This is a genomic window from Leptospira ainazelensis, from assembly GCF_016918785.1.
Lineage (GTDB): Bacteria > Spirochaetota > Leptospiria > Leptospirales > Leptospiraceae > Leptospira > Leptospira ainazelensis.
This window is the reverse complement of sequence record NZ_JAFFPT010000044.1, coordinates 1-11,694: the sequence shown is the minus strand read 5'-3', so window position 1 is coordinate 11,694 and position 11,694 is coordinate 1. Positions and strand designations below refer to the sequence as shown.

5 protein-coding genes and 2 pseudogenes are annotated in these 11,694 nt (G+C 42.5%); 3 read left to right on the top strand and 4 right to left on the bottom strand.

Features of this window, described 5'->3' with window-relative positions; all coding sequences use genetic code 11:
• Window positions 1-229: 229 nt before the first annotated feature.
• The 3 genes and pseudogenes from JWG44_RS11170 to JWG44_RS11165 all read right to left on the bottom strand — a co-directional run.
• Window positions 230-4,699 (bottom strand): annotated as a pseudogene (locus tag JWG44_RS11170) (DUF4132 domain-containing protein); the annotation flags it as partial.
• Between the two features lie 192 nt (window positions 4,700-4,891).
• Window positions 4,892-5,101 (bottom strand): annotated as a pseudogene (locus JWG44_RS22670) (WGR domain-containing protein); the annotation flags it as partial.
• Between the two features lie 306 nt (window positions 5,102-5,407).
• Window positions 5,408-5,917: a DUF4442 domain-containing protein gene (locus JWG44_RS11165; protein WP_205275034.1), complete on the bottom strand. Its 510-nt coding sequence runs from the start codon at window positions 5,915-5,917 to the stop codon at window positions 5,408-5,410.
• Between the two features lie 718 nt (window positions 5,918-6,635).
• Here JWG44_RS11165 and JWG44_RS11160 point away from each other — a divergent pair.
• Window positions 6,636-9,353, top strand: coding sequence for a TonB-dependent receptor plug domain-containing protein (locus tag JWG44_RS11160; RefSeq protein ID WP_332460788.1), 2,718 nt, complete (start codon window positions 6,636-6,638; stop codon window positions 9,351-9,353).
• 109 nt (window positions 9,354-9,462) lie between these two features.
• On the opposite strand, the gene JWG44_RS11155 is transcribed toward JWG44_RS11160, so the two are convergent.
• Window positions 9,463-10,074: a Tll0287-like domain-containing protein gene (locus JWG44_RS11155; protein ID WP_205275032.1), complete on the bottom strand. Its 612-nt coding sequence runs from the start codon at window positions 10,072-10,074 to the stop codon at window positions 9,463-9,465.
• Window positions 10,075-10,254: 180 nt separating this feature from the next.
• Between JWG44_RS11155 and JWG44_RS11150 the strand changes: the two genes are divergently transcribed.
• Window positions 10,255-11,004 (top strand): YebC/PmpR family DNA-binding transcriptional regulator, encoded by a 750-nt coding sequence (locus JWG44_RS11150; RefSeq protein WP_118970549.1) that lies wholly within the window; start codon window positions 10,255-10,257, stop codon window positions 11,002-11,004.
• 99 nt (window positions 11,005-11,103) lie between these two features.
• Window positions 11,104-11,598, top strand: a complete 495-nt coding sequence (locus tag JWG44_RS11145) for a crossover junction endodeoxyribonuclease RuvC (RefSeq protein WP_205275031.1) — start codon at window positions 11,104-11,106, stop codon at window positions 11,596-11,598.
• The last annotated feature ends 96 nt before the right edge of the window (window positions 11,599-11,694 follow it).

Below are 11,694 nucleotides of genomic sequence, written 5' to 3'. Positions count from 1 at the left end.
ACTCCTCACTTCTTCGTTTTACGATGAAAAGACTGAAATCAAAGAAGTCTCCCCGCGAGGGATCGACGCGGAGTCAAGTTATTGCCTTTTAAAGAGAGTCTTTTCTGCTCTAAAAAATTGTAATAACTTGACTGGAGCCGAGAGCCCGACCCGCCAAACTAAAACATATCTTACACGTTCTATTCGATCGGGGCGGGACGCGGCCCAAATTTTTCAGATACCTGAACTTCTATTCGATCGCATTTAAAAAGTCCGGATCTTTTTTGTAAAAGTTGAAATCGTTTTCGCCGGTAAATTCATCCTTTTTTTTACCCAATTCTCTCGCCTTTCGAATTGCGTTTAACATCGGTTCTTTTTGTTGAGTTAATGCGAAATAGCAGGCTTGATTGAACGGCACCCTCGCGTTTGCATTTTTGTCTCCGATCATTTTTGCGGCTATGGAATAGATCTCTTCGTCCTTTAGGATTGCGGCTAACGCGTAGACGTCCGCGGCAAAGACCTCCGCCTTACGGTAGTATCCGTCGGAGATTTTTAATTTCACTTCCCATTGATTGAGTTTTAAAAAGTCCTCCGCCTTGGTAAGAAACAAATGTTTAATCTTAGTCGCGGCCTCCGGATACTTTCTTCCATGGAGAAGGTTCATATATTTTGAATATTCGAATTCGCACCATTTTTTCAGTCTTTCGAATTCTTCGCTTTCGAAACGGATATCAGTCAGGGAATTTATCTCCGCAAGAAAATCGGGATATTCTTTGATTTTTGTTTTTCTCAAATCGATTGTTTTTAACCCTGCCATTTTTTTGATGTTAGGCGGCAAGGACTCAATCAGCGTGCTATCGACTATCAGCGTTTTAAGAGAGTCCAGTTTTTCTATTTTTTCGGGTAAAGTGCGAAGCGGATTCTCTCCGATATCTAATTTTTCTAGATTCTTGAGGTTCAGAATCGTTTCGGGAAATTCTGAAAGCATATTTTTGGATAAATCCAAATCGTTCAAGGAATCCAATTCTTGAATCGATCCGGGAATCGAAGAAAGTCGATTCCCGTGCATACTAAAATCGGTCAGAGATTTAAGATTTCCGATTCCCTCCGGTAAGGAAGCGACCGGATTCCATCGCACCCAGAGAGTTTTGAGATTTTTAAGCAAACACACAGTTTTCGGAAATTCCGAAAACTGATTCGAGTCCAAGTACAACTCGGTCAATTCTTCTAAGGTTTCTAAACTTGCAGGCAATGCGGTCAGCTGATTTCTACTTAGTTCCAACTTGGTAAGTCGTTTTAGGCTTCCGATACTTTCGTCTATTTCCGTTAGATTACAATCCCGCAGACAAAGCGAAGTTAGGCTTTTGAAAGTCGTAACGGATTTCGGAAAACGTTCGAATTTTATATTACTTAGATCTAACTCGATTTCCGCCTTTGAGTCGTTGAACAAATCGCTGCAATCGAAATCGGATTCGAAACCTTGAATATATCTTAGTTCTACTTTTTCTAATTGAGTGCAGGAAGAAAGGACGGCAAGGTCTTTTACGTTCCATTCGCGTAGTTCGATTTTTTTTAGGTTTTTCAATTCCGCCAAAGGAGACGCATCTTTTACGGATCCGATAATCGTTAATTCTTCCAATTTGGTAAAAAACTTAAATTCTTCAATTGTAGAAATTTTATCAGAACTTCTGATATATAGTTTTGTAATTTTCGCGATGTTCTTATGATTTTTCGATCTTGTGATTCCGTGAGAATCGGAAAGAAGTTTTTTCAAAGCCGCCGGGAATCCGTTGTAGATTTCGGTATAATCGATTTCGTCGAATACTTCCTCTTTCTTCTCAGGAGTTTTGAGATTTTCCAAGACGGTCTTTGCAGCTTCCAATAGAGAATCCTCGTTCGAAGCGGGATATGTAAAACCAGTGACCTGGACTAAACCGTGAACGGTTTCGCTGAATGCGACGGGATGAATCTCCTCCAATGAAAGTTTCTCTTCCTTGTCTTCGTAACAAGACGGTTCTCGAAGTCCTTTCACGAAATAAGCCCCTTCCAATTCCAAATCCTGCCCGCCTATGTTTCCGTAAGCGAGATCGTCTCCGTCGTATCGTATAACAGCGGTTACATCGTCCGCCAAAAACTGATGCGAATGTTCGTCGAATCCACCGCCGTCTCCCGCCGAACCTCGGGACCAGCCCAACTTTTCCAGCCCGAACACGAGAGTTTCCGCTTTGATCTTAGAATTCCTAAATCCCGGGATCTCCCGCGCTTGTTTGTCCGATTCGGAAAGAACGTATACGGGTCTTCCCAATTGTTGAAACGGAGGAAGGATCTCGTAATCGGAAAACAATTGTCCCCAGCTTTTTTTCTCCTCTTGCGAAAGCAACAAGGGATGAACGAGTCCGATATAGGAGCCTCCTTGAAGTTCTAAGGAATGATCCTGTATGTCCGCGTAGTCCCTTTCTTCGGTTAGTCTGAAAACTTCGATCGACTTTTCGCGATCCGGAAAACAAACCCACCAAAGAAGAGTTTTAGCGATATGATTCATTAACGGTTGTTTGGCGAGGAGTATTTCCCATTCTTCCGCCTTCCATCTTCTTCCGGTGACCATCGCGTGCTCCATTCTCCGGACGTGAATTTTACCGATTTCGCGGATCTGCTTTTTCATCAGCTTCCATTCTTCCAAGGAAGCGTTCGCCAAGTCCTCATCGTCTTTGGAATTCGGTTTTGGAAGATCGTCCTTTAACTTGCCGTCCTCGTCTTTTATCATCGGTTTCATATCGGGACCGAATACGAATTGAAACTTACGCGGACCAAAATCGAATTCCCGTTTTCCTTCTTCATCCAAACCGCAATCCGGAACAACTCGATCTTCGAGTTCCGATTTTCTAAGTCCTTTTTTCTTGGCGATGGATTCCATAAAGGTGTTGGCCATTTCTTTGAGACCTTTGAACTTCACCTTTTGAGCGATTCCGTTTAATTGCATCAGCGCCGTATCCGAACCGATCGTTTTTAGAATTTCCAATCCCAAAACCGCACGCTGGTGCTGGGATTCTCCCGGCCAAACTTTGATAAGCGGGGTTAGCTTGAGAGCTATACGATCTCCGCCTAATCGACCCAAGGCGGTAAACGCCCATTTGTCCTTGCTGGGCGCGCCTAAGGAAATCCAGAGTTCGAAAAGTTTCCAGACGAAGTCGTCTAAAGCGACTTGATCGGCGTGTTCCTTCAGACCTTTCAAAAGGGGAGAATTTCCTTCCAGACCTTTTTCCTTCAGCTCCGATAATACCGCCGAGGTTTGCAAAACTGAGAGCTTTTGTTTTTGAACGAGGATCGGAGGAAGTTCCTCGGGCACGAGCCAAGCGATCGGTTTACTTTTGGGAACTTCGCGGATGGCGTCGAAAAGCCAAGCCGGAGTCGTAGATTCGTCGAAAGCCTCAGCGTTTAGTGTAGAATTTTCTAATATTCTGTTTTTGACGATTTCTTGGATTTCCGAGGAATGTTTTTCCGTTTCTCGAATGATTTCGTTTCCGTAACCCCTTGCAAATAAGGATTGAAGAATGTCGATCGCCGCCTCGGAAATTTTTTTGTTCTCGTCTAGGACCGAAGCTGTCAGACCTTCGATGGCAAAGTAAGGATATTCCACGAACCAATTTTTGGTCTCAGCAGCCAGCTTTGGAATCGTATAAAGAAACAACATCGGACGCGCCGCCTCGGCGGCCCTGATTCCCAAAAATAACTTGAGCATTTCCTTATATGGTTCGTTGTAATAAGAACCGAAAACTTCCCTTATGGAAAGCGCGACCCATTCTAGATCGGAAAAACCGGTGATTCCGAGCCATCGTTTTATTTCCTCGGCGGATTTCAGTAAATGTCCGATTTTGCGCATATTACGTTTTACAATTTCAGAATCTTCTAAAAGAAAGATGATCTTTTTTCTGTATTCCGAATACGTATAGTTGATCGCGGGTTTTTCCAGCTTCCAGGATTCCACGATCGCTAATAGTTCCTCTTTCATTTTCAGATCCAGAGCGATCAGGAAAGGTGAAATGATTTGACCGTATTTTAATTCTTCTTGTTTTAGATGAGGTCTGATCAGTTCTTTAGAAAGGTTTCTTTCGGATTCGTCCAAAATCGGAAGCAGTCTTGCAAAACCTTCATAGTAGCTCCCGTTGGTGGAATCCTCTTTTTTCATATCTTCAGGATGATTGTAGGTCGCCAGAAAATGGATCGTCTTTTCCAAACCGAATAAGTGATAAAAAGGGAGCGCGATATAGGAGGGAGGTGTGGTTCTTTTTTCTTCCCAGGTGCCTTCTTTTCTTTCCAAAAGAATCATCGCGTTTTCGAGAGAAAGATTCCCGTCGATCGTCTGGGAGTTTAGAAAACTTTGAAGTTTCTGAATGGTACGCGTCTTTTTTTTATCTTCGTACTCGTCCAGGACATCCATACAAGCGAGGGCTAAAAACCAGAAATGAGCTTCTTCTTTGCTCATAAACAGAGGAATGTTCTGTTTTGTCCAATCCACGGTCCACCAGTTGGAGGCTCGATCGAGGGAGGAGAGTTTTTCGATCCTTGATTGCAGATCAAAAGGTTGGTCGTTTTCCTTAGAACGAATCGGGACTTCGTTGGATCGGATCAAAAGATCCTCCTCAGAAATACCCAAAGTTTTTTCGACCGGTTCTTTGAGTTTTTTTTCCTCGATTTGATAAATTCCATTTTTTGAATGTGATTTTTCCGATGAGCCGTTTGTGGAAGAAGTTTCGGTTTTGTTCCTTTTTTCTTCCGCGATCTTTGGAAGAGTAGCCCCGTTGTTCATAACGTCAGGCTTTATTTGGATTTTTGTGTCCTTGTCTTCCGTTTTACCTTTTACCGTTTTTTTCTCCCCGCTTTCGAAAGAGTCGAAGGAAGTAATCCCACCGACATCTCCGGAATTTTGATAGCCCTTCTTTAACTTTTCGCTTAAAAGTTTCTGAGCTTCTTTTAGACATTTTTCATCGGTGTCGAAACTTTTTGTCTGAGTCTGACCACCGGTTCCGATTTTTCCGTAAGTAACCGTGAACGTATTTCCTGCGACTTCGATGTTCCAGAATTTATTCGAGCTTGCGTCTTGATAGATGAGTTGTTCTTTCATGTGCTTCCTTGGATTGGGGAATATAGGATTTTTTTTCAGCTTAATCGGATTCTAAAATTTCCATATTGTCCGTCTCAAAAACGTTTGAAAAAGCGAATGCGGTAGAAGACATTCTAATCTATTTACAGTTAATTTCTGATTTTTTTCCCGGTAAAATTTATCAAGATATAATTTGATTTATCGTTTGAGGATTCAAAAAATTAAGTAAGACCAATAAAGAAACTTGTTCGGATTTGAGTGAAAAAAAATGAGCGGATATACGTTAGCCGCAATCAGGTAAGTGATTTTTTGAGCGTTTGAAAAGTATCAAACGCCGTTTGTGTTGAGTTCGACCTTTCCTTTGAAAGAGCGCTGGGGCTTTCTTCGGATATAGATCGTTTTTTCGACCTTTGCTATCAATTCTCCTTTCGCTTCCAAGATCGGAATTTCGATTTTAAAATGGGTCTTTTTCTTTTGAGTACAGGTTTGATGGATGTCGATTAGATCTTCGGGAAGAATTCTTAAATCTGCAAAGACATCCTGAGAAGTCGCCTTCACGTATTCGATCGAGCCGTTGATATCCCAGAGGATATAATCTTCGCCTAAATTTTTTTTGAGCATAAGAAGTGGGATCGGATCGACAAAAGCGTAGAGTGAACCTCCGAAGTGGGTTCCCATCAAACCTCTGGTCTTACGATTGAAGGGGAGTTTTACCCTGATCTCTCTAAGATCTTCTGAAAATTGAAGAATTCTTCCTCCACATCTCCAGTAGATCGGGTATTTCAAAAACATTTTCCATTGGAAGAATCGGGTTGTCCAGAAAGAACTTTGTTTCATCTTGTTCACCATTATTAGTTTTATATAAAACTAATAATGGTTTGATGTCAAATAAAAACTGAGTCCAAAAGCGAAGGTGTAAAAAATAGGGAAGGGATCGTTTTTGCGGACCGTTCCGACTTTAAGAATCGTTTTTGTCAACTCCATGGCGAGGACGGTATTTGGAACGACAAACTTTTCGACGTGGAATAAAATCTTGATTCCGAATTTCCCGTTGCTGCAGTCGGAAATAGAGTTTTCATTTTCCTTTGATTGGCTTCGGAGCCTGCCCCAAAAACTCAAGATGTAGGAACTCCAATAAGAATATTAGAAAAATCAGTCTCGCAGAAAGTTTATAAACCTCTCAAGAGAAGTAATCTGCGGGAACTCCCTCGTTTTTATTACGGGTTTACCGAAAGTCGTGGCGGTTTCCTTTAAATTTTTGAACGAGATCCCGAATGAATCCTAATTTGATTTTTGTTTTGCCTGAGGGCCCGAAAGGATCGGGCTTTTTAGTTCTCAAAAGGTCTTTTGGGAGATTCCGAGTATCTACGATCCTCAAGGAATTGGTTTTTTAGAAAGAATAATGGATTGAAAAACAAGTCCGCATTTGTTTTTTGAAGTTTCCGATCCAGAAATGAAAATCTTTGCAAGACATACGATCGATCGATTCTTTTCTTTTTTGAAAACCTTCCTTTTTTTGGGAACCTCCTTGCCGTCTCGTCGTTTCCGACTCGGAATTTCAAATCGAAGTCTTTTTGTTTTTCTTTTTCTTTGTGAATTCTTTTCAAACCCTCTTTTTGCGGAAAAACCTTTGCAAGTCGAAGTTGTGATTACGGAAGAATCCGGAAACAACGCAGTCGCAAATACTCCCGTCGTATTTCAGGAAATCGGAAAGTATTTGATCACAAACGGAGAAGGAGTCGTGAAGGCGTCGTTCCCCGGACCCGGAACTTATAATCTGAGAATTATGACGTCGGAGCGCGTATTCAAAAAGAGCATAACGGTGGAATACGACGGTCAGAAAAAATTCCTTTTTATCCGTAAACCCGTAGCCGGTGAAATCAACGTGATCGGAGATAAGGACTTGGAATCCCTCTCCCGATATACGCTTCATCAGGAAGAGATTCGAAGGCTTCCCGGAGCTCAGAACGACGCTCTCAAAGCCATACAAACTTTACCCGGAATCGTCGCGGTTCCGCCGATCGGACTTTCTTCCTCTTCGTTTAACAGTCTTGTCAATAGCGTAGGAAGTTCGAATCCGTATTCCAATAGTGAAAGAGGGTTTCTGGTGATGCGGGGAGGAGGGGCTCTCGCGAACGGTTATTATCTCGACGGTTTTCCAATGTCCTATCCGTATCACCTCGGAGACCAATCTTCCGTACTAAATAATAATATTATAAAGTCGTTTAACATTTATTCGGGGGCCTTTCCAGTTCAGTTCGGTTTTGCCACGGGTGGAATCATCGATATTCGAACGCCGGACGCGGTTGCGAAAACATTCTCCATCGTAAACTTAAATACGTTTCTTTCGGACGTCTATCACCAGAACAAAATCACGGATAATCTTTTTGCGATCGTTTCGGCCAGGAAATCGTATCCGAACGTAGCCCTTTTAAAACTCTATCCGGACGGAATTCCTCCCGACGCGAAATACGCGGACTACGAAGATTATCAGGCAAAGTTTAACTGGAAACCCGGAAACAATCATACCTTTAACGTTCTTCTTTTTGGAGCCAAAGATAAACAGAAATACACAAAGGCACAAGACGACTTTGAGAACAGCAAAAAGGAATTTCTCGGCCTTTCCTCTCTCCAAGAAGCGGCCTCGGGCCGTCCGCCTGTCGGTTTGGAAAGATTGTTCCGAACTTCAGGTTTTCGATATTCTTACAACAATAAGTCTTGGTTTGAAACTTCTATTTCCATTTCCAATAATTACTTTCGGGAAAATTTCGAAGTGGATTTTAAGAATCCGCTCACAGCAGAACAGATCTTCGGGCTTTCCAACGTAACGACACAAAATCTAAACTTCGTGGAAAACAACACTCGGATCACTCTCCTGGAAAGACATCTAACGTTTCGTTTCGGGGGACAACTTCGGGATAAAAGGATTCAACTTCAGGGTGAAGACATTAAGTCGTCTAACGCGACTTTTTTGGATTTTTTCAACAGTCTTTTGGATTCCAATCGTCAGTTTAGAGCTCTTATCGAAGGGGACCAGATTCACACGAGAGAGATCGCGGGGTTTGCGGAATTGGAATTTAAGATCGGAGGATTCAGCGTTCTTCCCGGTTATCGTCACGACTACTACGATAAGGCTCACGAAAAACGGGACGCGTTTCGAGGAAGGGCGGAATACGAAATTCTTAAAACCGGAACCAAATTTTTAGCGGGAACCGGAGAACACTACAACGCGCCTCTTCAGATCGAACAATTCTCCTCTCGATCCGGAAATCCGAATCTAAAGATGGAGCATTCGATTCATTCTTCGGTCGGAATCGAACAAAGAGTGACTTCCGATTATTTGATCAAGGTGGAGGGTTTTCACAATCAATATTCCAATCTTGTCACTCCGGATTCTTACATCCAAGATCCGTATCAACCTAACAATGAAAAACGGGACATCGTAAACCGTCCCGACGACGTGAATAAAAATCCTTTGATCGTAAGAAATATGAATTATTCGAATGCAAGGGACGGATTCTCCAGAGGTGTGGAAGTTTTTTTAAAGGCGAATCAGGGTTCTCATAGAAGATTTTTCGGTTGGATTTCCTATACAAACTCCATTTCCAAAAGAAACAATCATCAGCCTCAGTTGACCGACGACGAGGAAAACGAGCGTACTCGGAACAACCGAAATCGGAAACTTCAATATCAGCTTCACGAAGGAGGAAATTATCTCAATTACTACGACGACGGAAATTTCGAACTCCTCGTGGATAACGATAAACTTCTTCTCTACGATTACGATAGAACACATATTTTGAATATAGTTTTCGCGTGGAAAATCGGTCAGGATTGGCAGATTGGAAGTAAATATACTTATCTTACAAACGTTCCGATTACGCCGATCGTCGGCTCGGACAAAGCCGCGGGGATCGCGTCGACCGGAATCAATCTCTACAATCCGAAATACGCTGATTATTATAATTCCGGAAGATGGCCCGACTTTCACCAGCTCGATATTCGGATCGATCGATTTATGAACTATCAGTGGGGATATGTGAACACTTATCTGGAGTTTATCAATTTTTTCGGAAACCGAAATCAGATCAGCGAAACTTACAATAATTTCGGTCCGTATTCAAGAAGTTCTTCCACTAATCCTTTAACGGGAATTACAACTCCGAGTAATCCTTCTCCTATCTACAATTCCAATTATATCGAATCTACCGCTTTCGGCGGCAAGGTGAAATACTATCCTCTGATCAGCATCGGCATACAGATCAAATTCTAAATTTCGAAAACTAAAAAACGAATTTGGAAGGGCTATGCGCCGTATTTTAAATAACTTTTGAATTTTAGAATATTCTAAAATTCAAATATATCTGTGGGTTCGAGAGCAATCACCAAGTCGCCGAGAAAGCTCCTCTGAGATCTCCGAGTTTATATCCCGTAGCCTTGTCTTTCGGATAAAGTTCGGCGATCTTTTTTGCGACTGCCGGGCTGATATCGGTAGGTCCGCCGTGACATTTTAGACAGGTCGGATTCTCCAAGACGATCGGTTTGAGAATTTTGATTTGATTGTTCTCGTTGAGAATTACCGTGTAAGGGGGCATTCCCGTTTTACCCGCTTCGGCCCATTCTTTAAAAATACGAGCTTCCCATTCTTCCGGTTTGTGATCCGGATTTCTCGGTTTTTCCGAAACTCTCCGTATTCTCATAGCCGGAAATTCTTCGCTTAGTTCCTTTTCTTTCCGAGGAGAAATCGTTCTGCAAACTTCGAGGGCGCCGACAACTCCCTGTTTTTGAATCGCGGTTTGTAGATTTTTTTGGAGGTCAACCTGAAAGTCCCCGATGAGTTTGAGGAGAATTTCCTTTTGTTCCTGGTTTTGGCTTCGATCACAGACGATAAAAAATTGCACAAAAAGAAAGAAGGCCAGAGCTCTTGCGAGAAGATTTTTTCCGAAAAGAAATTGCGAAAGATTCTTTTTAGAATCGGTTGAAAACGAGTCCATTTGTCTATTCTAAGCAAGGGAATCGGGAAAGAAAAGAATTTTCCATTCTTCTTTCCGAACGAAATTCATTTCTGAAAAGGATGGACAGAATGTCTTTTTTTTGATTTTTGGAAAGTATCATCCTGAATCAACCTCGTTTGATTCCAGTCATCAAAAGCAAATCTTAGGGGATAGGAAAGCATGTCCGGACATTCGAAATGGGCGACGATCAAACGTAAAAAAGACGCGATCGATTCAAAACGCGGAGCCATATTTACTAGAGTAGGAAAAGAAATCACGGTCGCTGCAAGAATGGGCGGAGGAGATCCGGAAGGGAATCCAAGACTCAGACTCGCGGTGCTGAAGGCCAAGTCAGTGAACATGCCCAAAGACAATATAGAAAGGGCAATCAAAAAAGGAACGGGAGATTTAGAAGGTGTAACATACGAAGAATGTCTCTACGAGTGTTTCGGTCCGGGAGGAATCGCGATTATGGTTTCTGCGGTCACCGATAAAAAGTCGAGAACAACTCCCGAAGTCAAAAGTATTCTCACAAAACTCGGAGGCTCTCTTGCTACCTCGGGTTCGGTCAGCAGGCTTTTTGAAAAAAAAGGAGTGATCGTTTTAGAATCCTCTCAGATCAGCGAAGACGAACTCGTGGACCTTGCGGTCGGAGCCGGCGCGGAAGACGTAGTCAACGAAGGAGAAGTTTTTCGAGTGATCACCGCTCCGGACGACTACGAAGCCGTTATGCACGCTTTGAACGAAAAGGGGCTTAAATCGGAAGAATCGGAAATCCGTTATATAGCCCTCGTGAGTTCGGAAATCGCCGACAAAGAAACCGCAGAAAAAGTGATGAAGTTGATCGATCAGTTGGACGGTCACGACGACGTTACTTCGGTGACTTCCAACTTCGAACTCGCCCCTTCTCTCGAAAAAGAATTTGAATGATTCTTTTTTAAACCCTGAAATTCTTCTTTTCCTGAACGCTCGAGGAAAAGAAGAATCGAACGCCTTCCTCAAAACGATACTTTTTTCGGAAAACTCAAAGTGAGAATCATAGGAATCGATCCCGGTTCGCATAGAGCCGGTTATGCGGTATTGGAAAAGATATCTTCGCAGATTCGGATTCTAACTTACGGAACGGTCGAGGTTCCATCGAGGACGCCGAGTCCGGAAAATCTTCTCCTCTTAAAAAAGGGATTGAACGAAGTATTGGAAGAATTCGAACCCACGATCGCCTCTGTCGAAGAAATGTTTTTCGCGAAAAATAAAAAGACTGCTTCCCGGGTTTTTGAGTCGAGGGGGGTTCTTCTGATTACATTAGCGGAAAAGAATATTCAAATTTTGGAACCTACCGTTTCTCAGATCAAAAAAGGAACTACGGGAAGCGGAACAGCCGATAAAAAACAAATTCGTCACGCGCTGAAACTTCTTTTGAATATTGATCTTTTGAAAGGACACGACGATTCCTGGGACGCGGTCGCCGCCGCTTATGTGGGGCTTTCCATGAGTTCGAGTCCTTTGTTGAGAATTTCAAGTTAGAAAAGCGATTTAGAATGAGGAAGGATCCCCGTAAGATTTTTTTGTAGGAGTTCCTACAAAAGCCTTGAAAGAGAATATTCCTTGCAAAGTTTTAAT